The following is a 24,224-nucleotide window of genomic DNA, read 5'->3' as shown; positions in this document are numbered from 1 at the left end:
GCGCTACACGCTCGAATTCAAGCTGGAGGCGGTGCGGTTGGTTAAAGCCGGTCAGCGTATTGCGGCAGTGGCTGCGACGTTGGACGTGCCGGCATCGGGTGGCATTGACCTCGCACGAGGTTCACATAGAGGCCGCGTGCGACATGCGTAATCAAGTCCGGCACGCTCGTGGCGTGCGAGCGCCTTGAGCATAGCGCGTTCGTTCTCGGGGAATAGGAGACGGAGCGTGTTTAACGAATACACCCAAATCCCTGCCTTGTCCCACCGGTCCATGGCCGCGATCAGTGCTCGAACAAGCATTCTATGATTTACAGAAACTAAACATTTATGGGCAGTATGTGTTCAGTGGCACAGGCAGGGCAAGACGGCTATGAACGGCAAAATAACAATGTTCACGCTCCGCTAATGTCGGCAACTCGGTGCTGGCTGACCGATTCACATCGGGAAAGGGGTGCGACGAAACTTGCCGCACTGAGATTGCGATGAGGCAACCTCGGTATCGGCAGGTGGTTTCGGACAAGCCGTGACGAACTGATGGTCGAAGCGAAACCCGGGTTCGATACTACAATCGTTTCCTTGCTAACTCGAACGTCAAGGAGCGACGCCGTCGTCGGCTCGGTTCGGTTCACTGCGGTCGCTTGCCCTCTTCTTTGTAGTCGACACTAAGGCCAACGATGCGAGTTATACGCTCGTCTAGCCACGTTCTTGCGATCTGGCGACCCGCAGTTTCGCCGTGACCCCCCTAGTATCGATCGATGCTGTTGGCGCAGGCCAGCACGACGTGCTCGCCATGCTAACGCCTGCGCCGTCTTGCGGCGCATTGTCAGCGCCGTGAGTTGCTCGTGTCCCGCTTCGCTCAACACGAGTTCCGCCTTGGGTCTTGCGCTCATCGCCGCCTCTTTGTATCCGTGGCATGCACTACACGGTACTACAGGTGGCAATTATTCAATAAATTCTTAATTCATGACACTAAGCGGTGTTTGAAATCGATGCCGCACCGGCTAAGGCTGAATTCGAGCTTTCTTCTGTCCGAAGGGCAGACCTAAGCAATAAATTTTTTGCTTATTCCTATCGTGATGCCTAAAATATCCATATCCTGTTAGCCAACAGGATTCGCTTTGAACGTCGCGCTAACATTCAGGAAGCGTTTCTCAAACTCGGCTGCTGCTTGATCTGCTGGAACATCATTTAGCGAGCGCAGTAGCCTTGATGAAACCGTCTCTAAGCGAGACTGGAAGGTTGGATTCGTGGCAGGCCGCCCGATCCAATCCTAACCTTGCTTTGGTGCCCGATGCTGAGCTACTGGCGAAACCACGTCGATGGGCACGATCTTGCCGTGCTCATACCGATAGCTCACGGTCTGCTTTTGGCCGACGACATACACCGTCGTCGCGGCGAGTTGTCGGTCGTGTAACAACAATTCCCCTGAAACGTCTTGCAGCGCGTGATGCTCGGTAACACGTACCACTATGCCGGTGTAATCCTTGCCGTGCACAGCCTCGGCGGCCCGAACAGGCCGGCTATCAGATAGCATGGCCGAGAGCAGTTTGCGCGAAGCGAGCCGCCGCATATACGGATCGGTCAGCTTCCCAGCGACCCACGGCAGGATGGTATCCTCCACTGGGAACTCCACATCTTCGTCTGCCTTCGTGGCGACGATCCGCAAGTTACCGGGCGCTTCCGAGTTATCGAGCACAATCGCTTGGTCGGCGTGCTCGAATGCGGCTGGCAGCAAATCCATCGTCGCAGCGTAGCGACGGCGAATCGCGTCCGGCTCGACGGCATGACCACCATCCGCCACGCGGTTAGCAACGCGGAGCACGTTGATTTCAGGACTTTCCGTCGTGACGAAGAATAGAGAGACGCGGTAGCCAAGCGCCTTCGCCTGCGTCATGAACGCGACTTTCTCAGGTGTGGACATGACCGTTTCGAAGGCAAAGTTGCGCCCCTCGAGCAGCGCCTGGAGACGACGCTGCTCCGCAATCCGAGCAGCCCTAAGGTTACGCTCGCGATAATCGGAGATCTGATCCTGAAGACTGCGGGCAATGTCGTCGGCGTTGATGTACTCTCCCGAGAACTGCTCCGGGTCGCCGACGACTGCCTCTGTAATGGTGGATTTCCCCGAGCCATTCGGCCCGGCGAAGATGATGACTGCTGGAATGCCTTGTTTTTCTGCGGTCGTGATGGTCATGCGACTTTAAAGGTCTTGCGCTTTACGCTGGACGCTCCAACGCTCACCTTGACGACATCGCCCGACACCTGCGTAGCCGCCTCTTTTGGATCGCGCACGACGTAAACGGGCTGGATGCCCTTTTTTTCAAGGTTATGGGCGGCCTTTTTCACCGCCGCGTTGGCGCGTGCCAAAAACACATCGCTGGCCATATAACGGCCAAGTCTGTCAGTAGGCATGATCCACTCCATTGGACACCTTCTAGTCAACATTATACTCTGTCGTACTAGGGGAAAGTCCCGCATCGGGAAGGGGCGGAGCAGAAGCTGACAATGGTGCGGGAGAGTTTCGAGCCAGGGAAATCGGTCTCGATGGTCGCGCGCCAACACGGCATGAATCCGAACCAGCTATTTCACTGGCGCAAACTGTATCAGGACGGGAGCCTGTCGGCGGTCAAGGCTGGTGAGGAGGTTATACCGGCGTCGGAACTGGCCGACGCACTCAAGCAGGTTCGGGAACTGCAACGACTGCTGGGCAAGAAGACCATGGAGAACGAGATTGTGCGCGAGGCAGTTGAATACGGGCGAGCAAAAAAGTGGATTGCGCGCTCGCCCTGGCTGCCGGAGGACGACCAGTGAAGCAGGTCTGCGAAGTTCTCGGCGTGGCGCGCTTCAATGTGGTGACGAAACTGTCTCGTCCGGCACAGTGGCGGGATGGACGCCGGTGGCGACGGATGGACGATGGTGCTTTGGTCGAGGAAATCCGGCTGGTGGTAGCCGAATTGCCCAGCTATGGCTACCGGCGCGTCTGGGGCATCCTGCGGCGTGAACGCTGTGGCGCCGGTCTGGCACCGGTCAACGCCAAGCGTGTGTACCGAGTCATGCGTACGCACGCATTGCTGATGCAACAAAGGCCGCAGCTATCTCGAGCGCAACGTCGCCGAGCCGGTGAGGCGATGCTGGAATAAGGCGCTAATCGAAAATATTTTCAGTTCGCTGAAAAGGTCGCACGCGTGCCGGCCGGCACCTCGCGACGCGGTGTGCCGCAATGTAAGGTTAAGAAGGCGCAGATTCGGTGCGGAACCGGCCTTTTTGCGAACTTTGGTTGCGGGGGTAGGATTTGAACCTACGACCTTCGGGTTATGAGCCCGACGAGCTGCCAGACTGCTCCACCCCGCGTCTGGAAAGAAAAAGATTATAGCGGGGTCTAACGAGTAGGTCAAATGATTACGGTGACCAACGCGCATGCCACCATGACGACGCTTAAGCCAGTGACCGTAGCAGGACGAGCGCGTGGCCGCCTCAGGAAGCCTCTGAGCCGGTGCAGTCTTGGTTGGGGCAGATCGGGTTCACATGGTCCGCTTCGTCCGGCGCGGTGGCGTCGACCGGCATGCGTGCGAGCTTGTTCACCAAGCAGCTGGAGCACAGGCAGCCCTGCTCGGGATCCAGCGCGCGGGCAGGCAACGGCGGCAAGCTTGCGCACCAGCAGGGGCGGCTGGGATTGTCCGCCCCGCAATCAAATGCTTTGCCGCAGTACGAGCACCGTTGTCCCATTTCCCACCATTCATTTCATTGACACTTGGCCTGGAGCCGTTCAAGCAGTTCGCGGGTGGAGTTGACCCCGTAGTCCCGGACACGACCTCACACTACGGTTGATGAATCCACGGTGCGTCGAAACTCGCGCGCTGAGCGATATTTCAGCGCGCTATGGGGATGCTTCTCGTTGTAATGCTCAAAGGCCATGGCGAGATTGAGCACGGTCGTCGCCGCATCCGATTTTGGCATAAAGGCTACGTAATCGCGCTTCATCGTCTTCACGAAGCTCTCAGCCATGCCGTTACTCTGTGGACTGCACACCGGCGTCGTCTGCGGCTTCAGACCGATTTCGGTTGCGAAGCGGCGCGTTTCGTCGGCCGTATAACCGGAGCCGTTATCGCTCAGCCACTCGATTTCCGAGGGTGCTTGTAGCGCATTGTCAAAGCGGTTTTCGACGGCCGCCAGCATCACATCACGCACCGCGTCGCCACTATAGCCAGCCGTCGTCGCCACCCAGCTTATCGCTTCGCGCTCGCAGCAATCCAGCGTGAACGTCACGCGCAGCGCCTCGCCATTGTCGCAACGGAACTCAAAGCCGTCCGAACACCAGCGTTGGTTGCTGCGTTCGACTGCGACCTTGCCATCGTGGCGACGTTGCACTCGAGGTGGCTGCGGCCTTCGTTGCATCAGCAATGCGTGCGTACGCATGACTCGGTACACGCGCTTGGCGTTGACCGGTGCCAGGCCGGCTCCACTGCATTCACGGCGCAGGACGCCCCAGACGTGCCGGTAGCCATAGCTGGGCAATTCGGCTACCACCAGCCGGATTTTCTCGACCAAAGCACCATCGTCCATCCGTCGCCACCGGCGTCCATCCCGCCACTGTGCCGGACGAGACAGTTTCGTCACCACATTGAAGCGCGCCACGCCGAGAACTTCGCAGACCTGCTTCACTGGTCGTCCTCCGGCAGCCAGGGCGAGCGCGCAATCCACTTTTTTGCTCGCCCGTATTCAACTGCCTCGCGCACAATCTCGTTCTCCATGGTCTTCTTGCCCAGCAGTCGTTGCAGTTCCCGAACCTGCTTAAGTGCGTCGGCCAGTTCCGACGCCGGTACAACTTCCTCGCCAGCCTTGACCGCCGACAGGCTCCCGTCCTGATACAGTTTGCGCCAGTGAAATAGCTGGTTCGGATTCACGCCGTGTTGGCGCGCGACCATCGAGACCGATTTCCCTGGCTCGAAGCTCTCCTGCACCATTGTCAGCTTCTGCTGTGCCGACCAGCGTCGCCGCCGCTCAGGGCCCCTCAACACTTCCATCACTTCCTGCCTGGTGTTAGTCACAAACACAGTCTTATGCCTATCCGCTAGTTTAAGTGGCTAACCGTGTCCGGTGATTCACGGGGCTGCTCCAATCTATGACCAGTACAACTATTATGACGAGCGCGGTGCTTGAGTTGTGGGCCATCTACCCGCGTCTCCGGATGCACGACGAGAAATGGAATGTGACGCCGTTTAGACAGATGGCGTAATGGTTTGTCGCGTCTAGCTCGATGGGATGAAGGCCGGCGGCCTTACCCGGTTGGCGTGGTTCTCAAATAGGGCGTTGCTAAAGGGCTGGCAATGAACGCTTACAAATATTATTGCATCGCAACGTCAACTGAGTCTTATCGGTTAGTTGGTTTCGGGAACGATTTCGTCAGGCCAGGGTGGGCTCGGTCTTCGGAGCTTCGGTGGTGATGGTAACACTACTGGGAACAGTGCGGGAAACGTTGATAGAGGCAAAGGTGCGGCAGGCTCTGGCGGTGTTACGGGTGTGTCTGCATCCGCTGTTGTCGGTGGTGCCGGGGGCGTCGGTATGGCAGCCGCCCCAAGGAGCTATTGCTATCGAGATCCCATCCGATGTGTTTTGAGACGTTGAATATTCGTTTGATGGGACCTCCTTTTAAGCCCCAGCGACATGAAGTGATTTCTACGCAGAATTCTGGCGAAGGCGGTCCATCACATCTTTGATGGACCACTTGCCACGCACGAGGCGAACAGCGGCACGCATGGGCCTAGTAATCCTCCATGAAGTTGATCGCCTTACTGACTCAAGATAGTTGCGAAGATGCTCTACTTCATTGCGCAAAGTATCCGCATCAGCCGAGTAGTTTTGATTCGTGATCTGCATGGCCTGTGTCGCGAGGGATATAAGCGGCGTTGGTTCGTGCGCGTTGGTGATGTGCGACACCATTTCCGACATTGAACGATCCCAGTTACTACGATCTTCGAGTGTGATTGTCTGCCCGGATTCCCGTATCGATATACCCACGAAGAGTTTGTTGCATACGACGGGAAGATAATCCTTGCTCAACAGTGTGTAGAGGATCGTCATGTAGTCTTCGTAGTAGGTAACAGTGTGATATACCTGCGAGGGGATGCGCTCCAACGCTTCGCGCGTGAATAACACGCCGCAAAATGGTGTGTGGTTTTGACCGGATAACGAAGCAACGAAGCGCGACCCATCGAAGTATCTCCCGGGGCTGGAAGCAAAGCGTGGTACATCATCGATCGTTCCGGCAGGGAATGCGCGTTCATTAAAATGTTCGCAATCGATGAATAGGATGCTTCGTTTCGGCATCACATTGATTGTGAGCGCGAGTCGTTCAGCTTCGTTCGGCAGTACCCAATCATCGTCGTCAATAAACCAGAACAGATCTGCATCAATGTTGTCGGCGACGAACTTAACGAGCTTGTACCTTGTGTCCCCGGCATCCTCATATCGGGTGCGCACAACGGTAGAATTGCGGACGAACGATGGCACATCCCCATTTGTATCCGTTACGAGATAACTTTTAAATTCCGTCGCATCGCCGGCCGCAGCGATAAAAGAGTTAATGGTGTCCAGACACCGCTCGAGTAATGCCTGCCTTTGGAACTGCGTACGAGTAACGATCGCAACTTTCTTCGATGTGTGCCCCGAAGCAGCGTTACGCAGGCTGTCTAGTTCGACGTCGATGCCGGAAGAAAATTGGAATAGCGGACTTGACAAGCCGACTCGAATGTTGCCATTCAACGTCTTAAGTTGGCGGTTTCGAATTCGTCCTGTGAGGTATGCGTGGAATGCCTGCGCATCTTTCGCACGATCAAATTCTTGCTTGTTGCCTTTGCTACCGTGCCAACAGGTAAGTTGAGGTGCAACGAGAACGGCTAGTCCGGCGCTGATAGTCTCAATGCTCAGGATGATGTCGTAAAGCTGAAAGCCGTCGAACGATGGAACTTTGACGCCGCGCTCGCGCATCTTTTTGATGTTGAGCAACATGACATTCCCGTCGATATTCATCGCCGGAAGGATATGTCCGGTCAAATTCGGGCCACCATGCGGATCTGCAATGTAACGCACCACGTCATTGGCTGTATATCCCACTTTTGTAGGAAGCAGTCCGGCGTTGCCTGCAAGTCCCCAGTTTGGCCATTCGCTATCGAGTTGGATAACTAGGTTACGGACTTTTTGATCGAAGTCTGAGCACAGATATACGTCGTCGTGAACGACGCACACGAAGTCTTCGATGGATTCCGAGATAATGCGATTTAGAAGTTCAAAGTACGACCGTTGGCCGGTCTCGACTATAATCGCGCTCTGGAAGCTCGTATGGCTTGCGGTAAATGTGGCGCCAGCCTTTTCTGATCTGGCAACGACGTGGATCATATCGGCCTCAAGCGATGGAATTGATTCAGTCCAAGCACCTTGACGTGTTTGTGCTTTCGACCCGCGTAGGTTGGTTTAACAACGGACTGGAAGCGCGTTTCGTATTCGTGAATTGCTAGGGAGGCAAGCTCGCGATCGCCAAAGTTCTTGAGCATGCCAATGGCCCGTTTTTCTCCATCGTTGCCGAAAAACTTCTTCATCAGAATGATGAAGTTGCGAAGGCTTAGATAGTGCTCCGGCGAAATGATGTCGCCGCGATAGAACCGGCCACCCGAGAAGTGGGCCACCGTTGAAGCGGGCTCATAGAGGACAGAATATCCGTTCAGCCACGCCTGCCATGAAATGTCGACATCTTCCATGTACAAGAAGTAGGTTTCGTCCAATCCGCCGACTGACCGGTAGAAGCCCGCGTCGATAAGTGAGAATGCGCCACTTGCCCATGGCGTCTCAAGCGACAGCGGGTCGTATTCCTTGGGATGCTCGAATGGCCATTGCCGTCCTTCGACGATGCCAATCCGAGGGGCACAGGCCTTGCGCCAGATAAGCAGATCGATGCTTCCTGCATTGACTATGCAGTCTGGATTAACGATGACGAAGTGATCCTGCAAATCATTTGCACGGAATAAAGTGTTATGATTCTCCGAAAAACCAGTCTTCTCCGTTGAGTTGTTCCGGATGTCTACAACGTCTATGCCAAACCGCTTCCCTGATGCGACGCGACGCGTGCTCTGCGGATCATAATTAATCGTCATCAACTTAACATGAAGTGACGTTGACCGCGACAGAGACGGAATTAAACACTCTTCGATGTGTTCTACGTGCGCAGCACTATATACGCACTGTACGGTGACAGTTTCCACGATGCCCTTGTTCAAGCTGCCTGCTATCAAATTTTTAGAGATGGGATTCTATACGATCCGGCCTGACACGGAGGTGTCAGGAACTTTGCGTGCTGAAGTCGGTTAAAAAAACTTAGGTCATGGCGCTGGTGAACCGCTCGTCGAACACAATGGCGAACTGATTGGCGGTTTGCCGCCAAGTGATAAGTGGTATCTTCCAATTCTTTTCGATGTTGCGCAAGGCCAAATACAGTAGTTTGCTGGCGGCTTCGTCGCTTGAGAAGTGGCCGCGGTTCTTTACGGTCTTGCGCAGCTGCATGTGCATGATTCCGATGGCGTTGGTAACTGGCGTGATATGAACCGATACCCTGCGTGTTCCCACCGCGCAGTTTTAGGCGTATGGTACGACCATTCGGGACAGGAGCCTCGGGGAGCACTTCGGGTGGGCAGGCCGCTCGTATGCGATGAGCCGCGAGCTCGTGTTAGTCATTAGCCGCTCCTGCGACCCGTCCGGTTGCGCTATGAGCGCGAATCCGTAGTTGTCGTGCTGTCCCACCGGCTCCAGATGTGTTTTCCATGGAGAACGTTTATGTGCTTCATTGGTTTAGACGTGTCGCGATCGGTCGCCGGGATCGCGTATTTGGAAGACGGCGTCGTGCGTGCCGGCGGCCGTGCCGGACCGCGCCGCGATGAACGCGAGAGATTTGCTGCCCAGCTTAGAGCTGACGATCACGTTGTGCTTGAAGCGACTGGCAATACTACGGCGATCGAATCGAATACGCTGCACGCGGCAACAACGTCACGAGCGAAACAACAGCAGTACAGGCGTCGGTAAGCGAGGCTTGCGCACTATGAATCGGTTATGCACCATCATCGAAGCGGGATGGCAATACGCGCGATTGCACGCGTCACGGCATTGGATCGGCGCACGGCCCGCTACTGGATTCATGCCGGCGAGTTTCCCGAACGGACGCAGCGCCCGCCAGCGACCAGCACGCTGGTCTCTATCGAGCCTATCTTGCTCAGCCCTGGCGTGAAGGCTGTCAAAATGCGGTAAGGTTATATCCGGAGATCGCGGCTCAGGGATTCGGCGGTTGCGGCATCGTGCGCCAAGCCCTTCAGCCTTGGTGACAAGCCTGTGCGTCCACGCAGCAGCAACGCACATATGTGCCGCGAGCGGTGCTTTCCTCTCGCCGCGTAGGCTGTTGGTTACTGGGCCGAGACACGGTGTCGCTCACCGACGACGACAAGCAGCACATCGAGCGCTTTGTTCAACAACTCGGCGAGCGAAATCCCCAGATTGTAGCGGTCCGGCTGCTGTCGCTCGAGTTCACCGACATGGTTAAGCGCCGCACACATGATGCGTTGGCAAGCTGGCTGCGCCAGATGCAGGCTAGCGGTGTACCGGAAACGCGGCGATTCTCGGCAGTTATCGGCCAAGACTACGACGCAGTACATGCAGCACTGCTAACGCCCTAGAGTAACGGCATCGTCGAAGGCCATATCAATCGGCTCAAATTCCTCAAGTGCCAAATGTATGGCTGCGCCGGCTTTCCGCTGCTTCATACTCGCGTGTTGAATCGATGCTGATCCACAGTACAAACTTCACACAAAGTGTAGAAGAACCATTTTCAACGTGCTGCTGACAATACTGTGTTTGGACCGCGCAAGTCAGTACAGTACGTCAGCGCCGAGTATCAAGCGTTGCTGGCGCGTCATCGCATCGTCTGCAGCATGAGTTGCAAGGGCAACTGTTGGGACAATTCGATTATGGAACGCTTCTGGCAACGCCAGTATGCTAACCACGACGAGGCACTGCGTGACATCAGCCAGTACATCGTCAGCTTCTACAACTGCGCGCGGTGGCATTCAACATTGGACTATCTGTCACCCGCTGCCTTCGAGGCGAAATTGGCAAAGAAAGAAACTATCTGACTGTCTGAAGTTAGTTGACCACGGCAATCCGTCAGCGCAAGGGAAAAACCCGAATCGTGCTTGAACTAAGGCAACAATATCCGCTCGCTGGCTTACTCAAGGCCACGGGTCTTGCTCGCAGCACCTTCTATTATCAGCGCAAGGCGCTGCAGATGGCGGATAAATATGCGAGCTTGAAGAAGGCCAGGATTGGCTTGATTTTCGACCAGCACAAAGGTCGGTATGGGTACTCGCATCGATTACCGCCGAAGAGCTTGCCCCACTCATTGCCGAGCGCGACGCGTTGTGCGGCGAGCTGTGTGTGACGAAGGTCGAGCGCGACTTGCTCAAGGAGCAGTTAAAGGCATATGGTATATGTTCGTCGCTGAGCCGGCGAGGCGATTGCTGAGATAATGCGCAACCGAAAGTTTTTGCAGTTCGCTGAAGGTCACACGCGTACATGGCCGGCACTTCGCGACGCGGCGTGCTGCAATGAAGAAGTGACCCACTGCTCCCACTTTAACAACGCGCATCGACTACACTCGATGCGCAGTTACGTCAGTCCCATGACATCCGGGAAGAATGGGTTCGCGGCTCAGCAACGTGCAGCTGCATCACTTCTTCAGCTCTAACATTCTTTAAATAGGGTTAAGGCTATTAAAATACAGATTCGGTGCGGAACTGGGCTTTTTGCGGCTCTTGGTCGCCGAAGTAGGATTTAAAACTACGATCTTTAGATTACGAGTCCGACGAGCTGCCAAACTGCCCCACCCAGCTTCTATAAATAAAAATTACAACGGGGGCCGCCGACCAGTAAAATAGTTATAGCGATCAACGTCTCATGCTGCTGTTTTAATGTTTGTGCCCTTGGCTGTTCCTATGCAGTCCGCGCCCGGCTGGACGGGTTCGCGCGGGCGTCTATCCTGTCCAACCGGCCGTGTTGCCTCTTGATCTCTTCAGCAATGATCCAAGCTTCGCTCTTTAGAGCGTCGCCGGTATGCTTGCTCTGCGTCAGCCTGAGGAGTGGGCAGAGGTGCCGGAGCATCGGGGCGATGAGCCGTTCGAAGAATGACGCATCGTGACGTTGGACCATGCCTTTCCTGAAGGACTGGTGGAGAAAAGTTTGGGGCGTTTGGTATCCGTCTAAGACGCCCTTTTATTCGTTGAGCAACACGGCGCCGCATTGACTGTTCTATTGGGCCTAAGCCGCCAAAATATGTAGGCTGAGCCTGCGGTGATAAGCCCGAAGCAAATAAAAGTAACCTTAAAGACGGGCAATAAGCTATCGCTTTCCTGCATGGTGAACAGTGACTGAAAAAGGTCCAATAAAATACTCGCGACAGTTACACCCAGGCTCATCGCGAGCATTTGAACGGTCGCAAATAGACCATTTCCACTGCTGGCGCCTCTGCCAACTAAGTCCTTAAGTGTGGCCGCACTCATTGCGGTCGCCTGTATTGAATAAAACCCACCAAAAGCAGCCAACTGGACTACACGAAGCCAAAGCGGTTGCTCTGGCGAAACCAATGAAAAACTCGCGATTATGCTGGCTATCAGCAAGCTATTAACAACCAGGATACGACGATAACCATAGTTTTTGATGAGCGGGTTAACAAACCGCTTGGCCCCCATGGCAGCCAAGGCCATAGACAGCATCATCAAGCCGGCCTCATAAGGGGCGTAACCAAGGCCTAGTTGTAACAGCAACGGAATCATATAAGGTAGCGCATCCCCGCCCATACGTGTCAGCCCGTTGCCGAGCAGACCTATGCGGTAGGTGCGTACCGTGAACAGGCTAAAAGAAAAAAGCGGATGATCCGTATGCGCCGCATGTCGACCATAGGCAATCAATGTCACCGAGCTGATTCCCAGCAATACCAAAACGACGGCAAAGGACAGATGGTGGTTCGCCAAGCCATTGAGCGCTAATGAAAGCGTCAGCACGCATGCTGCAAACAGCATATAGCCATTTAGGTCAAAGCGCTGTGCCGGTAGCTTGTTATTTGGGATGGCTATCTGAGCGGCTATGAGGACCGTCATGCCAATCGGCACATTAACCCAGAAAATCCATCGCCAGGAAGCAAGTGATACGATCCAGCCACCGAACGCTGGTCCCAGAGCTGAACCAAGAAGCCCGGGTATCGCCACAAAGCCCAATGCATGCAAGTACTGGCTTGGAGGATGCGTTCTTAGAATGGCCAGTCGTCCAGCGGGCAGCAATATGCCGCCGCCCAAGCCTTGAACGACCCGTGCCATCACCAATTCGTCCAAGGTGCGTGAGATGGCACAACCGATTGAGCCTACTGTAAAAAGGGCAACAGCTATGAGAAATATACACCGTGTACCTAGACGATCCGCCAGCCAGCCGGAAGCTGGGATGACCATAACCATCGCCAACGAGTAAGCGAGTACGACCGGTTGCATATGCAATGGATGTCTGCCAAGATTGTTCGCTATCTCCGGAAGGGCAGTATTCAGCACAGTAGAATCAAGGGTCTGCATAAAGAACCCGATTCCCACAATCCACAGTAGTACAGTCAATGCTTTTTCACTTTGCATGCGGTTTTATTGTGCAACAAGGTTTTAAAAACACGAGGCCGCTCTATCCCTATTGTCTCTATCCTGTGGTTTATGCTGCATGGCAGGAGAAGGTATGCAGGACCGGTTGTTTATCAAGCGTACTCTCAGGGTGAACAAATAGTCTACATGATTTGCTTTTTTTGGTACATAGTAATGTTCTTGCCACGCGGACGATCTCTATAAATGCTATGGAAAATATGCATAACTCATCAAATGGAGGGCGTGCGAGGATGTTGATTAATGGTTGCTTTCGACAGTAAAATATACCTTATCAATGGGAGATAAGCAGGATGACTTATTTCCATAACGAATGGCACTGCATTGCAGCCGTGCGAGCTATGTCGTTATTATGCGCTGCTGCCGAAACTTGGCTTGCAGCAGTTCGTGTATGAAGCCGCCCTAAAGGAAAAAAGCAATCTTCAGATTGCCTAGGCAGATGTGTGCGGAGGAATCCCTGGCGCCGGTCGCGCGGCGATTCGAGGGCGGGCAAAGCGTAAGCGCGATAGCCCGCAGACTGGCCGTCTCGGAGCGAACGCTGGGCAACTGGGTAAGGGCGATCAGGTCAATGAATTGAATGGTTCCGACGCCAAGACCGTCCCGCCGGAGTAGAGGGCGCATTCGCGCTGACGGGTCACCCTACATCAACACGATGTCGTACTGTTCCTGGCTCAGATTGGATTCGACCTGCAGCGACACGGGCTTGCCGATGAAGTCGCACAGCATCGCCAGATGCTGCGATTCTTCTTCGAGGAACAGGTCGATCACCTGCTGCGCGGCAACGACGCGAAACTCGCGGGGATTGAACTGCCTGGACTCGCGCAGGATTTCCCGAAGGATGTCGTAGCATACCGTGCGCGCCGTCTTGACTTGTCCCTTGCCTTGGCATACCGGGCAGGGCTCGCACAGCAGATGCGCAAGCGATTCGCGCGTGCGCTTGCGGGTCATCTCGACCAGACCGAGCTGCGAGAAGCCGTTGACGGTGACGCGTGTGCGGTCTCGGCTGAGTGCCTTTTTCAACTCGCCAAGCACCGCATCGCGATGCTCGCCATTCTCCATGTCAATGAAGTCGATGATAATGATGCCGCCGAGATTGCGCAGCCGCAATTGCCGAGCAATGGTATGGGCGGCCTCGAGATTGGTCTTGAAGATCGTGTCGTCGAAGTTACGCGCGCCGACGTAGCCCCCCGTGTTGACGTCGATTGTCGTCATCGCTTCGGTCTGGTCGATCATCAGGTAGCCACCGGACTTCAAGTCGACGCGGCGGGACAACGCGCGCAGGATCTCGGTTTCGATGTTGTACAGATCGAATAACGGGCGCTCACCGGTATAGTGATGCAGCTTAGCGGCGACAGCCGGCGTGAATTCATTGGCGAATTCGACGAGCATCTGCGATGTCTCGCGGGAATCGACCTGGATCCGTGTCGTCTCGTCGTTGACGAAGTCGCGCAATACGCGCTGCGCTAGGTTCAGGTCCTGGTACAGCAGTGTCGTCGGCGGCATCCGCGTCGCCTGCGCTTGGATCGTGGCCCATGTCTTGCGCAGGTAAGCAACGTCGTTGGACAGCGCCTCACTGGACGCATCCTCGGCGATCGTGCGCACAATATAACCGCCTTTTTCGTCGGCCGGCAGCACCGACGTTAGCCGGGCACGGACCGCTTCGCGTTCCGCCTCGCTTTCGATCTTCTGCGAGATGCCAATGTGCGGCTCCTGTGGCAAATAGACAAGCGTTCGCCCGGCAATGCTGATCTGCGTGGACAGGCGTGCGCCCTTGGTGCCGATCGGGTCCTTGACCACCTGGACCATCAACGTTTGCCCTTCGAAGACGATTTTCTCGATCGGTTGCTGCGGCGCACTGACCGCCGCATCCGACGCGAGCCGGGGGTGCCAGATGTCGGCCACGTGCAAGAACGCGGCGCGCTCGAGCCCGATGTCGATGAATGCCGATTGCATGCCGGGCAGCACGCGCACGACCTTGCCGAGATAGATATTGCCGACGCGACCGCGCGACAACGTTCTCTCGACATGAAGCTCCTGTACCGCGCCTTGCTGGACGATCGCGACGCGGGTTTCCTGTGGGGTGACGTTGATCAGGATTTCTTCGTTCATGATTTATTGGAACGCCACACGGGCCGCGCGTAGTAGCGCGGCAGTCTCGAAAAGGGGCAAGCCCATGATACCTGAATAGGACCCGTCGATCCGCTCGACGAACTCGGCCGCGCGGCCTTGGATACCGTAGGCGCCTGCCTTGCCGAGGGGCTCGCCGCTACGCGCGTAGCGCGCCAGCGATGCGTCGCCCACCGCGGCAAACCACACGCGTGACACGGACAGTGCGCTGGTGACAGTGGCATCAGCGCCGACCAGTGCGACGGCGGTCAATACCCGATGTTCGCGGCCGGCTAAGTGCTTGAGCATCTGCAACGCGTGATCGACGTCGCTCGGCTTGCCGAGGATTTCGTCATCGAGCGCCACAGTGGTGTCGGCCACGAGAATCGGCGCCGGCGTTGCATCGCGTTGTCGGGCCAGCAGTCGGTTCCGGCGTGCACCAGCGGCCGTTGCCTTGGCCAGCGTCACGCGTACAACGTAGTCCTGGGGAGATTCGCCCGGCCGTTCGGCTTCCAGTGCCTCGGCATCTTCGTGCTCTTGTGCGAGCAGCAATTCGAAGCGCACGCCGATCTGCTCCAGCAGCGCCCGACGACGGGGGCTTTGCGACGCAAGATAAATAAACGAATGGCGCGGCGTGACAGGGCAGGCACTGTTTGCGCCGGATGCCTTGTGTGTCAACGGGCTGGACGCCGCCGGATCGAGCGATGATGGAGTGGACATGATTACCTGGACGAGAAGGGCCGTGCCGCTCGCCGGCGGCCCGGGTGGTTGGCAAGCGGACACGTCAGACGTTACCGCTACGCCCGATGATAAGGATGATTTTGCGTGATGCTCCACGCGCGGTAAAGCTGCTCCGCCAGCAGCACGCGGACCATGGCGTGGGGCAGCGTCAGGCTGGAGAGTCGCAGCAGTAGATCGGCCTGTGCCTTGATAGCCGGATCCAACCCGTCCGCGCCGCCGATGACGAAGGCCACATCGCGGCCGTCTTGCTGCCAACGCGGCAGTTGCTGTGCCAGCTGCATCGTGGTCCAGTCAAGGCCATGTTCGTCCAACGCAATGAGTCGCGCGCCCTTGGGCAGCGCCGCCTCGATGCGGGTACGCTCGGCCGCCATCGCGCTTGTTGCGGCGCGTGCCGATGCCCGTTGTTCCGGCTTGATCTCGCGCAATTCAATGCGCAGTTCGGGCGGCATGCGCTTCGCGTATTCGTCAAAGCCGCGCGCAACCCAGTCCGGCATTCGGTGTCCGACTGCGACAATATGGAGCTTCATGCCAATGGCTTGGGCGCGGCTGCCGCCGCCATACATGTCACGTCGCCAGGCCCGGCGCGACTGGGCCGCTGTCTTGCGTGCCGGCCTGGCCGCCAAGCTTCATGCGCACCGGCTTGTCTCCCCAGATTTCCTCGAGTCGATAGTATTGACGCAGCGCGGGCTGCATAATGTGCACGACCGCGTCGCCGCAGTCGACCAGCACCCATTCGCCGGTGTCCTCGCCTTCGGTGCTGACGATGTCACCGCCGCTCGCTTTGACCTTTTCGCGCACACTGTTGGCCAACGCCTTGGTTTGCCGGTTCGAGGTGCCGCTTGCAACGACCACGCGGTCGAATAGTTCGGTCAGGTGGCTGGTGTTAAAGACGCGGATGTCCTGCGCCTTGACGTCCTCGAGTGCGTCGATGATAACGCGTTGCAATTTGCGGATATCCATGTTTATGTCTGATACAGATGATGTTGACGGATGTACTGCCAGACCGCGTCCGGCACGCTGGCGACTGCCTCAAGGTGGCCACACGCCCGTTCACGTAGCAACCGCCGCACGTTCGTGGCCGAGACGTCCAGTGACAGCGTGGTATCGAGCAGGACATGGCCGTGAGTCGTCGCACGCAGTGTGTCGGCCGACGCGCTGCGGCGCTCGATTTCGTCAAGCACCGTGGCATCCGCCTGCGATAGGTCGAATCCGGGACGCGTCGCGACACCAACATGGGCGAATTCGAATAATCGGCGCCAGTTTTTCCACGTATGCAGGCGGACCAGTTGGTCGGCCCCAATCAATAGCGTCAACGACGCCGCCGCGCCGTGGCGCGCGCGCCATGCGGCCAGCGTCTCAGTCGTGTACGTCGGGCCGGGATGATCGATTTCATCGGTCGCGACGCTCACCCGCGTGGCGGGTAGCATCAGCGACGCCGCCGCCAGGCGAGTCATCGCGAGCCGATGCCGCGCGCACGATACGTCGCTCTTTTGCCACGGTTGCCCCGCTGGCAGCAGCACAAGTTCGGTCAACCCAAGCCATTCGGCAAACCGGCGCGCGAGCGCTAGGTGGCCGACGTGGATCGGGTCGAACGTGCCGCCCAGGATGCCGATCCGTGTAGGCAGAAGGGGCGCGGCGGGCGTATCAATGGCGTCCGGCGATGATGGGTTCGGCGAACTCAGGTCTGCGTCCTTAAGCAATGCGATCGGGTGGCGGCCGCCGCGCTTCAGATCCAGTCGCGCACGACCAGGAAATCGCGATACAGCTGGGCCTCAGGCGAGCCGGCGTCCGGATGCCAATCGTAGCGCCATTTCGCTACCGGGGGCATCGACATCATAATGGACTCGGTCCGCCCGCCACTTTGCAGGCCGAACAGCGTGCCGCGGTCGAAGACGAGATTGAACTCGACGTAGCGGCCGCGCCGGTAGGCCTGGAAATCCCGTTCGCGCTCACCATAAGGCATCACGCGCCGCCGCTCGATGATCGGCAGATAGGCGGCGAGCAGGCCGTCTCCGACGTTGCGCGTCATCTCGAAGCCGCGCGCAAAGCCTAACTCCGCTATGTCATCGTAAAAAATGCCGCCAATGCCGCGTGGCTCTCCACGGTGCTTCAAGTAGAAATACTCGTCGCACCACCGCTTGAAGCGCGGATACCACTCGTCGCCGAACGGAGCCAGCGCGTCGCGGCACGTCAAATGGAAATGCCGCGCGTCCTCCTCGAACCCGTAGTACGGCGTCAGGTCCATGCCGCCACCGTACCAGAACACCGGCGCTTCGTCCGGGTGGGTCGTGACGAACAGCCGCACATTCATGTGCACGGTCGGGCAATAGGGATTGCGCGGATGGAGCACCAGCGACACCCCCATCGCCTCGAAGCTGCGCCCGGCCAGTTGCGGGCGGGCGGCACTGGCCGACGGAGGCAATGCGGCGCCGCTTACGTGCGAGAAACCGACCACGCCGCGCTCGAAGCATTCGCCGTCCTCGATCACGCGCGAGCAGCCGTCTCCTTGGAGCTTGTCACTCGGTTCACGGCGCCACGTATGCGTGTCGAATGGCTTGCCGTCGAGTTGGCCCAACGTATCGGCGATATGGCGCTGCAGCGCGAGCAAATAGTTGCGCACCGGTGCCAGATCGCCGAGCCCGGGGGCTGTGCCGCGCGCTGGCGCGCTGGCCGAAGCCGGAACGGAGGACGGGGTGGCTGGGTCGAACGGACGGCTCATTGCGGATCAGTGCTTGCGGTTCAGGGCGCGGTGACCAATGTCGCGGCGATACTGCATGCCATCGAATTGAATATGATGGATTGTCTCATAGGCGATCGACTGTGCCTCGCGCACCGAGTCGGCCAACCCAACCACGCACAGCACGCGTCCGCCCGAGGTGACCAGCTTGCCGTCGACTAGCGCGGTGCCCGCGTGGAATGTGACGGCCGTTTCGGTCTGCGCCGGAATGCCATCGATGCGGTCCCCTTTGCGCGTCGCGTCAGGATACTGGTGCGCTGCGAGCACGACACCCAGCGCCGTGCGCCGATCCCATTCGAGTTCGACCGTGTCGAGCATGCCGGCGAGCGCATGCTCGACGACACGGGCGAAGTCGCCCTTGAGCCGCGCCATGATCGGCTGCGTCTCCGGGTCGCCCATCCGGCAATTGAACTCGAGTGTCTTCGGGTTACCCTGTGCGTCGATCATTAACCCAGCATACAGGAAGCCGGTATAGCGCAGGCCCTCGTGCTCCATGCCGCGCACGGTTGGCAGGATGATCTCGCGCATCACGCGCGCATGCAATTGCGGCGTGACGATCGGTGCCGGTGAGTAGGCTCCCATGCCGCCGGTGTTTGGACCTTGGTCACCGTCGAGCAACCGCTTGTGGTCCTGGCTCGACGCCAGCGCGAGCACGTGCTTGCCGTCGACCATCACGATGAAGCTGGCTTCTTCGCCTTGCAGGTATTCCTCGATGACCACGCGCGCGCCCGCGTCGCCGAGTTTGTTGTCGGCGAGCATCATCTCGATCGCGCGGTGCGCTTCATCCAGCGTTTGCGCCACCACTACGCCTTTACCGGCCGCGAGTCCATCCGCCTTGATCACGATTGGTGCGCCCTTTGCCTCGGCGTACGCGTGCGCCGCCGCCGCGTCGGAGAACGTCTCGTATTCGGCGGTCGGAATGCCGTGGCGCTTCATGAACGCCTTAGCGAAATCCTTCGAGCTTTCAAGCTGCGCCGCCTCGCGAGTCGGCCCGAAGATCTTCAGGCCGCGCGAGCGGAACAGGTTGACGATGCCTGCCGCGAGTGGTGCTTCGGGCCCGACCACGGTGAATGCGACCTGCTCGCGCTCGGCGAAGTCGGCCAATGCGTGCAGGTCGGTGATATCGACGTTGTGCAGGCGCTCCTGCAGCGCCGTGCCACCATTGCCCGGCGCCACGTAGACCGCGGTGACGCGCGGCGATTGGGCGAGCTTCCACCCGAGTGCGTGTTCGCGACCGCCGGAGCCGACGACCAATACCTTCATGGATATCCTCGAAAAAGCCAAAAAATCTTCTGCGCGAGCCGTGACTAGTCGGCGATGACCGCGTTCGTGTAAACCTCCTGCACATCGTCGAGGTTTTCCAGCGCATCGAGCAGCTTTTGCATCTTGACTGCATCGTCGCCCGTGAACTCCACCTCGGTTTGTGGTTTCATCGTGACCTCGGCGAGTTCTGCCTTGAAGCCTGCGGCCTCGAGCGCGGCTTTGACCTGTGCGAAATCGTTCGGCGAGCACACTACCTCGATGCTGCCGTCGTCATTGGTCGTCACGTCGTCGGCGCCGGCCTCAAGCGCCGCCTCCATCAGTTTGTCCTCTGGCGTGCCAGGCGCGAACAGGAACTGACCGACATGGGCGAACAGGAATGCGACTGAGCCGTCGGTGCCTAGATTGCCGCCGTGCTTGGAGAACGCGTGGCGCACTTCGGCGACGGTGCGCGTGCGGTTGTCGGTCATCGTGTCGACGATGATCGCTGCACCGCCGATGCCGTACCCCTCGTAGCGGATTTCCTCATAATTCGCGCCTTCGACGCCACCTACGCCGCGCTGGATCGCGCGATTAACATTGTCCTTTGGCATGTTGGCGTCCGTTGCCTTGTCGATCGCCAGCCGCAGGCGCGGGTTCGATCCGGCATCGCTGCCGCCCAGCCGCGCCGCCACGGTGATTTCCTTGATCAACCGCGTCCAGACCTTGCCGCGCTTGGCATCTGCCGCGGCTTTCTTATGCTTGATGTTGGCCCATTTCGAGTGACCAGCCATGATGGTTTCTCCGACCGCGCATGCAACGCGCGCATCATTCATTCCAATATCGATGTGTCGTGGCGAAGTCCCTGGCGCGCGGCGCCATCGGGACGACAGCGTACGTCGCGCGCCCTGCTGTCCGCCGTGCGCGCGTCGCGTTCGCGCGCGAAGGGCGACGCGGCAAGGGCGTTCGACGGAAAGGCGCAATTTTAGCATGCCGGCTACGCCTACAAGCCGTGCGGCCGCAATGTGGCTTCCGACCCCATGCCGTGATCTGCTTCCCCGCCTGCCCTCCGGCTCTGCTCCCCGCCCGCTCCTCGGCCCTCTCCGGCCTAGGCCGTGCGGTGCCGGTCCCTAATTCTTGGTGCCGAACAGCCGGTCGCCCGCGTCGCCTAGGCCCGGCACGATGTACGCGTGCTCGTCCAAGTGTGAGTCCAGCGCTGCGACATACAATTTCACGTCGGGGTGCACGTGCGTGAATACCTGCACTCCTTCAGGAGCCGCAACGAGGGAGAGGAACAGGATATTGGCGCCCCGCACGCCACGGCGCTTCAGCACGTCGACCGCGTACACCGCCGAATAGCCGGTCGCCACCATTGGGTCGCACAGGATGAACGTGCGCTCCTCCAGGTCGGGCAGCCGCACCAGGTATTCGACCGGACGATGATCGTCTGCTCGGTATACGCCGATATGGCCAACGCGTGCCGACGGAATCAACTCCAGCAGCCCATCGGACATGCCCACGCCGGCGCGCAGCACCGGCACGATCGCCAGCTTGCGCCCGGCGATCACCGGTGCGTCGATTTCGACCAGCGGCGTGGCGATGCGGCGCGTGGTCAGCGGCAGATCGCGGGTGATCTCATAGCCCATCAGCAGCGTGATTTCCCGCAGCAGCTCGCGGAAGGTGCGCGTGGAGGTATCCCGGTCGCGCATGTGCGAGAGCTTGTGCTGAATTAGCGGGTGATTGAGGATGAAGAGGTTCGGGAATCGGCTGTCTTGTTTCATGGCGGCGGGAGGGTGGCGTGGCGCGGACGACGGCGAAGCGTCATACCAATTCAGTTTACCCAAATATTGGTGCCAATCCCAAGGTGATCGTCAATGCGGTGGTGCGTGTCAACGCGATACAGCCGATTCCAATACAATCAGCGCTTGGCATACGCTTGACGCGCCGGCCGCCGCGCAGGGCATCGACCCGCCCGCGTTCCGGAGCCAGCGGGAGAGGGCGATGCCGGCCGGCCGCTTCGGCGACAGCGCGGAGTTCGGCGCGGCCTGCGCCTTTCTGTGCAGCGCGCACGCGTCGTATATCACGGGCCAGAACCTGCTAATCGACGGCGGCGCGTACCCTGGCACGTTCTAACGCGTACGCATCGCCGATCCCGTTCGAAGCATCCACCGGAGGACAGCGCCCATGACCACCCGTATCGCGTTGATCGCGCACGATCACAAGAAAGACGACATCGTCACGCTGTGCGGCGAATATGTGCACGTGCTCAGTCGCTGCGAGCTTGTGGCAACGGGCACGACCGGCTCACGCATCGCGCACCGGCATGGCTTGCCGGTGCAGTGCAAGCTGTCGGGCCCGCATGGGGGCGACTTGCAGATCGGCGCGGAGCTGGCCGAAGGTCGCATCGACATAGTGATTTTCCTGCGCGACCCGATGACGCCGCAGCCGCATGAGCCGGATATCAACGCGCTCGTGCGCGCATGCGACGTGCACAACGTGCCGTGCGCGACAAACATGTCCACGGCGCGGATGATCCTTGAGCGGCTCGCGCAGCGGCTGGATGCGCCGGCCTGAATCGATTTGCCACCGGAGCCACGATGACCAAAGCCATTCGTTTTAAGCGCACCGGCGGACCGTAGGTGCTGCAGTGGGTTGACGTCGACGTGCCGGCACCCGGCGTGGGCGAGATCCGCGTGCGCCACCACGCGGTCGGTCTGAACTTCATCGATGTATATTCTCGCACCGGCCTGTACCCGCAGCCGCTGCCCGCGGGCCTGGGCATGGAGGCCGCTGGCGAAGTGGTCGACGTCGGCCCCGGCGTCACCGATTTCGCGCCGGGTGAACGTATCGCTTATGCGACGCGCCCGCCTGGCGCCTATGCGCAGGAGCGTGTGATCGCCGCCTCCAGCGTGGTCAAGCTGCCGCAGTCGATCTCGTACGAGCAAGGGGCCGCCATGATGCTGCAAGGCATGGCGGCGCAGTACCTGCTTCGGCGCGTTGTGCGACGCGGCCGATGCACATCGGGATCTGGAGGGCCGGCGCACGACCGGCTCATCAATCTTGCTGCCCTAGCGCCATATCGGCATTGTCACCGGCGTCGATGAGGCGTGCGATCGCGGCGTGTGCCGCACTGCGTTCATCGGCGCGCAGGAACGCGATCTGGTCGAGCGCATGCTGGATGACATCCTCCTCTCGCTCGCTCGTGTTGAGCGGTAGCAGCATGATTGCCTTGTGCCAGGCCGCCGCTCGCGTGTCGACGTGCAACGCCGGGACGCTTTCCAGCAGCGTCTGCGCGGCGAAAGCAGAGTACTGCGACGGCCAGCGCTCGATCATCGCGTACAGGGAGTACAACTGTGCCGGCTGCAGTTCCGCCGGAAACATCGGCAATGCCCGGAGCAGCCCAAGCCACGCTTCGGCCATCGCCGGTTGCGGTAGCGACATCGCGATCTGTCGAATCTGCCCATATTCCGTGATACTTGTCTGATGGCCCAACGCAGGCAGGGCGACACACAGTGCCGCCACCGCCTTGCCCTGGTCGGACGGTGGAAGGTCCAACAGCGCTTGCCGCAACGTGCGGTACCATTGCGTGGCTCGATGTAGCGTCGCTGCATCGCGTACATTGAATCCGTACACGAATGCCGGCAACTGGACCGCGAGCGCACTGATCAGCGTCGTCCGCTCGGCCGTGTCAAGCTGCGGGATCCATGCAACGAGTTCATCGTATCGCTGGATGAACCGTTCGCGCGGCAGTACGTGCAATTGTGATGCGAGGGCGGACCCATAGTGCGACGGTCTCGGATGGCGCTGCCACACATGCGCGTGACAGAATTCGTACGCGTTGGCGCGAACGCTTGGATCGAGGTATTTCAACGTGGTAACCACGGCCCTACTGACGACCGCATAACTTGCGGTAGGCAGTCCCGCGGCAGCGGTGAATACCGATTCGAAGGCTGCTGCTTGCTCGCGCTTGGGAAACCTTTGGCGCAGCAGTTGCGCCAACAGTGTCAAAATTGGGGTGACGCGCAGCCCAGGCCGCTCGACGATATCATGCTCGAGCTGTGCCACTAGCGCTTGTACGTCAGCGGCGCTGACTACGGTTTTGGCTTGGTCGGCATGGCGCTTGGATAGGGCCTGCTCGCGCAATACGGCATGGGTGCGCCGCTCGACCATCGACAGGTGGCAAAGGTCGCGGGTGTCCAGATACCGGCCGATTTGGATGATCAACTCGTCGGGCAAGTCGCAATAGGTGGCGGCTCGCGTACCTGCTACACCCGCGCGGGGCTGCAAGCGTGCATGAATCAGTGACGCCGGCCCGGGTTCGTGCATCGGTTGATGCTGTCGTTCCTCTCGTGTCACGGATAAAGCGGCTTCAAGGGCTGCAACCGAAACGTTTGCATCGGTGTCCATTTATCTCTCCTAGTACCGGGCAGTCGCGATGGGCTCGCGGGGGGGCCGTCTATAAACGGTGAGCCTTGATTCAACCGCAACGGCCGCCGTGTGTGTCTGTGGCCGTTGATAAGCAGACAGGACTTGGCGGATGAGATGGGCATATCAATCATATGTGAGCGTACACTGACATGATTTTGCGCCGCCTGCTTCACCTTTGATGCGTTTTTGGGCACGCGTGCGTTATGCAACCACGCTTGTGCCGGGCTGGCTTCGCGTGAAAGATCGTCTCC

22 protein-coding genes, 1 tRNA gene and 10 pseudogenes are annotated in these 24,224 nt (G+C 58.8%); 14 read left to right on the top strand and 19 right to left on the bottom strand.

Features of this window, described 5'->3' with window-relative positions; translation table 11 throughout:
- Positions 1–22: 22 nt before the first annotated feature.
- Positions 23–89 (top strand): annotated as a pseudogene (locus B0B13_RS20050) (hypothetical protein); the annotation flags it as partial.
- 1,181 nt (positions 90–1,270) lie between these two features.
- On the opposite strand, the gene B0B13_RS09315 reads toward B0B13_RS20050, so the two are convergent.
- Together B0B13_RS09315 and B0B13_RS09310 are read right to left on the bottom strand one after the other, a co-directional pair.
- Positions 1,271–2,191 carry an ATPase gene (locus B0B13_RS09315; protein WP_076795913.1) on the bottom strand — a complete coding sequence of 307 codons (921 nt, stop codon included), beginning with the start codon at positions 2,189–2,191 and terminating at the stop codon, positions 1,271–1,273.
- Positions 2,188–2,421, bottom strand: a complete 234-nt coding sequence (locus tag B0B13_RS09310) for an FHA domain-containing protein (RefSeq protein WP_076795910.1) — start codon at positions 2,419–2,421, stop codon at positions 2,188–2,190. The genes B0B13_RS09315 and B0B13_RS09310 overlap by 4 nt, the downstream gene beginning before the upstream one ends.
- 81 nt (positions 2,422–2,502) lie before the next feature.
- Here B0B13_RS09310 and B0B13_RS17200 point away from each other — a divergent pair.
- Positions 2,503–3,134, top strand: a pseudogene (locus B0B13_RS17200) (transposase); the annotation flags it as partial.
- A gap of 137 nt (positions 3,135–3,271) precedes the next feature.
- On the opposite strand, the gene B0B13_RS09295 reads toward B0B13_RS17200, so the two are convergent.
- From B0B13_RS09295 to B0B13_RS09285, 3 genes are all read right to left on the bottom strand, one after another.
- Positions 3,272–3,348 (bottom strand) — tRNA-Met (locus tag B0B13_RS09295).
- A 123-nt stretch (positions 3,349–3,471) separates the two neighbouring features.
- The gene (locus tag B0B13_RS09290) at positions 3,472–3,723 is read right to left on the bottom strand and encodes a cysteine-rich CWC family protein (RefSeq protein ID WP_076786347.1); all 252 of its coding nucleotides are present in this window, start codon (positions 3,721–3,723) and stop codon (positions 3,472–3,474) included.
- Between the two features lie 87 nt (positions 3,724–3,810).
- Positions 3,811–5,021, bottom strand: a protein-coding gene (locus B0B13_RS09285) for an IS3 family transposase (protein WP_139337386.1) whose coding sequence is annotated in 2 segments (ribosomal slippage) — positions 3,811–4,697 and positions 4,697–5,021 — 1,212 coding nt in all. Because the reading frame shifts where the segments join, the coding sequence is not laid out codon by codon here.
- 419 nt (positions 5,022–5,440) lie between these two features.
- On the opposite strand from B0B13_RS09285, the gene B0B13_RS18430 reads away from it, so the two are divergent.
- Positions 5,441–5,614: a hypothetical protein gene (locus B0B13_RS18430; protein WP_170872420.1), complete on the top strand. Its 174-nt coding sequence runs from the start codon at positions 5,441–5,443 to the stop codon at positions 5,612–5,614.
- A 59-nt stretch (positions 5,615–5,673) separates the two neighbouring features.
- Here B0B13_RS18430 and B0B13_RS09275 read toward each other — a convergent pair whose 3' ends face one another.
- The 3 genes and pseudogenes from B0B13_RS09275 to B0B13_RS09265 form a co-directional block, all read right to left on the bottom strand.
- The gene (locus tag B0B13_RS09275; protein WP_076786353.1) at positions 5,674–7,392 is read right to left on the bottom strand and encodes a hypothetical protein; all 1,719 of its coding nucleotides are present in this window, start codon (positions 7,390–7,392) and stop codon (positions 5,674–5,676) included.
- Positions 7,389–8,267: a glycosyltransferase family protein gene (locus B0B13_RS09270; protein WP_139337077.1), complete on the bottom strand. Its 879-nt coding sequence runs from the start codon at positions 8,265–8,267 to the stop codon at positions 7,389–7,391. Before B0B13_RS09270 ends, B0B13_RS09275 begins: the two co-directional genes overlap by 4 nt.
- 97 nt (positions 8,268–8,364) lie before the next feature.
- Positions 8,365–8,586: pseudogene (locus B0B13_RS09265) on the bottom strand (transposase); the annotation flags it as partial.
- Positions 8,587–8,820: 234 nt separating this feature from the next.
- Between B0B13_RS09265 and B0B13_RS20045 the strand changes: the two are divergent.
- The 7 genes and pseudogenes from B0B13_RS20045 to B0B13_RS19335 all read left to right on the top strand — a co-directional run.
- A pseudogene (locus B0B13_RS20045) lies at positions 8,821–9,000 on the top strand (IS110 family RNA-guided transposase); the annotation flags it as partial.
- Positions 9,001–9,114: 114 nt separating this feature from the next.
- Complete coding sequence (locus tag B0B13_RS09255; RefSeq protein WP_237573950.1) at positions 9,115–9,288, top strand: hypothetical protein; 174 nt, start codon at positions 9,115–9,117, stop codon at positions 9,286–9,288.
- 170 nt (positions 9,289–9,458) lie between these two features.
- Positions 9,459–9,710: a hypothetical protein gene (locus B0B13_RS09250; RefSeq protein WP_076786359.1), complete on the top strand. Its 252-nt coding sequence runs from the start codon at positions 9,459–9,461 to the stop codon at positions 9,708–9,710.
- Between the two features lie 198 nt (positions 9,711–9,908).
- A pseudogene (locus tag B0B13_RS19340) lies at positions 9,909–10,166 on the top strand (IS3-like element ISPsy37 family transposase); the annotation flags it as partial.
- 44 nt (positions 10,167–10,210) lie between these two features.
- A pseudogene (locus tag B0B13_RS09240) lies at positions 10,211–10,396 on the top strand (IS3 family transposase); the annotation flags it as partial.
- 8 nt (positions 10,397–10,404) lie between these two features.
- Positions 10,405–10,515: pseudogene (locus tag B0B13_RS20040) on the top strand (IS66 family transposase); the annotation flags it as partial.
- Positions 10,504–10,777 (top strand): annotated as a pseudogene (locus tag B0B13_RS19335) (IS3 family transposase); the annotation flags it as partial. The pseudogenes B0B13_RS20040 and B0B13_RS19335, both read left to right, overlap by 12 nt.
- 511 nt (positions 10,778–11,288) lie before the next feature.
- Here the strand turns inward: B0B13_RS19335 and mdtD are convergent.
- Positions 11,289–12,704 carry a multidrug transporter subunit MdtD gene (gene mdtD / locus B0B13_RS09230; protein ID WP_076795891.1) on the bottom strand — a complete coding sequence of 472 codons (1,416 nt, stop codon included), beginning with the start codon at positions 12,702–12,704 and terminating at the stop codon, positions 11,289–11,291.
- 457 nt (positions 12,705–13,161) lie between these two features.
- Between mdtD and B0B13_RS19775 the strand changes: the two genes are divergently transcribed.
- Positions 13,162–13,299, top strand: coding sequence for a transposase (locus B0B13_RS19775; RefSeq protein ID WP_076795888.1), 138 nt, complete (start codon positions 13,162–13,164; stop codon positions 13,297–13,299).
- Between the two features lie 62 nt (positions 13,300–13,361).
- Here B0B13_RS19775 and rng read toward each other — a convergent pair whose 3' ends face one another.
- The 9 genes from rng to upp form a co-directional block, all read right to left on the bottom strand.
- Positions 13,362–14,831 carry a ribonuclease G gene (rng, locus tag B0B13_RS09220; RefSeq protein WP_076786367.1) on the bottom strand — a complete coding sequence of 490 codons (1,470 nt, stop codon included), beginning with the start codon at positions 14,829–14,831 and terminating at the stop codon, positions 13,362–13,364.
- A gap of 3 nt (positions 14,832–14,834) precedes the next feature.
- Positions 14,835–15,548: a Maf family protein gene (locus B0B13_RS09215; RefSeq protein WP_237573949.1), complete on the bottom strand. Its 714-nt coding sequence runs from the start codon at positions 15,546–15,548 to the stop codon at positions 14,835–14,837.
- 77 nt (positions 15,549–15,625) lie between these two features.
- Complete coding sequence (gene rlmH / locus B0B13_RS09210) at positions 15,626–16,096, bottom strand: 23S rRNA (pseudouridine(1915)-N(3))-methyltransferase RlmH (protein WP_076797249.1); 471 nt, start codon at positions 16,094–16,096, stop codon at positions 15,626–15,628.
- Positions 16,097–16,133: 37 nt separating this feature from the next.
- Positions 16,134–16,529, bottom strand: a complete 396-nt coding sequence (gene rsfS, locus B0B13_RS09205) for a ribosome silencing factor (protein ID WP_076795886.1) — start codon at positions 16,527–16,529, stop codon at positions 16,134–16,136.
- A 2-nt stretch (positions 16,530–16,531) separates the two neighbouring features.
- Positions 16,532–17,251 carry a nicotinate-nucleotide adenylyltransferase gene (locus tag B0B13_RS09200; RefSeq protein WP_076797248.1) on the bottom strand — a complete coding sequence of 240 codons (720 nt, stop codon included), beginning with the start codon at positions 17,249–17,251 and terminating at the stop codon, positions 16,532–16,534.
- A gap of 44 nt (positions 17,252–17,295) precedes the next feature.
- The gene (gene hemF / locus B0B13_RS09195; RefSeq protein WP_235090709.1) at positions 17,296–18,288 is read right to left on the bottom strand and encodes an oxygen-dependent coproporphyrinogen oxidase; all 993 of its coding nucleotides are present in this window, start codon (positions 18,286–18,288) and stop codon (positions 17,296–17,298) included.
- 6 nt (positions 18,289–18,294) lie between these two features.
- A complete protein-coding gene (purD, locus tag B0B13_RS09190; RefSeq protein ID WP_076786372.1) occupies positions 18,295–19,569 on the bottom strand; it encodes a phosphoribosylamine--glycine ligase in 1,275 nt (424 codons plus the stop codon).
- A gap of 44 nt (positions 19,570–19,613) precedes the next feature.
- The gene (locus B0B13_RS09185; RefSeq protein WP_076786374.1) at positions 19,614–20,339 is read right to left on the bottom strand and encodes a YebC/PmpR family DNA-binding transcriptional regulator; all 726 of its coding nucleotides are present in this window, start codon (positions 20,337–20,339) and stop codon (positions 19,614–19,616) included.
- Between the two features lie 336 nt (positions 20,340–20,675).
- Positions 20,676–21,326 (bottom strand): uracil phosphoribosyltransferase, encoded by a 651-nt coding sequence (upp, locus tag B0B13_RS09180; protein ID WP_076786379.1) that lies wholly within the window; start codon positions 21,324–21,326, stop codon positions 20,676–20,678.
- Positions 21,327–21,450: 124 nt separating this feature from the next.
- Between upp and B0B13_RS09175 the strand changes: the two are divergent.
- The 3 genes and pseudogenes from B0B13_RS09175 to B0B13_RS09165 form a co-directional block, all read left to right on the top strand.
- Positions 21,451–21,678, top strand: a pseudogene (locus tag B0B13_RS09175) (SDR family oxidoreductase); the annotation flags it as partial.
- A 51-nt stretch (positions 21,679–21,729) separates the two neighbouring features.
- A complete protein-coding gene (locus B0B13_RS09170; protein WP_076795884.1) occupies positions 21,730–22,119 on the top strand; it encodes a methylglyoxal synthase in 390 nt (129 codons plus the stop codon).
- Positions 22,120–22,184: 65 nt separating this feature from the next.
- Positions 22,185–22,541 (top strand): annotated as a pseudogene (locus B0B13_RS09165) (alcohol dehydrogenase catalytic domain-containing protein); the annotation flags it as partial.
- 58 nt (positions 22,542–22,599) lie between these two features.
- Here the strand turns inward: B0B13_RS09165 and B0B13_RS09160 are convergent.
- A complete protein-coding gene (locus B0B13_RS09160) occupies positions 22,600–23,952 on the bottom strand; it encodes an F-box protein (RefSeq protein WP_076795881.1) in 1,353 nt (450 codons plus the stop codon).
- Positions 23,953–24,224 lie beyond the last annotated feature (272 nt).

The sequence above is a fragment of the Burkholderia sp. b14 genome, assembly GCF_900156195.1.
Classification (GTDB): domain Bacteria; phylum Pseudomonadota; class Gammaproteobacteria; order Burkholderiales; family Burkholderiaceae; genus Mycetohabitans.
This window is presented reverse-complemented; position numbering and strand designations above follow the sequence as displayed.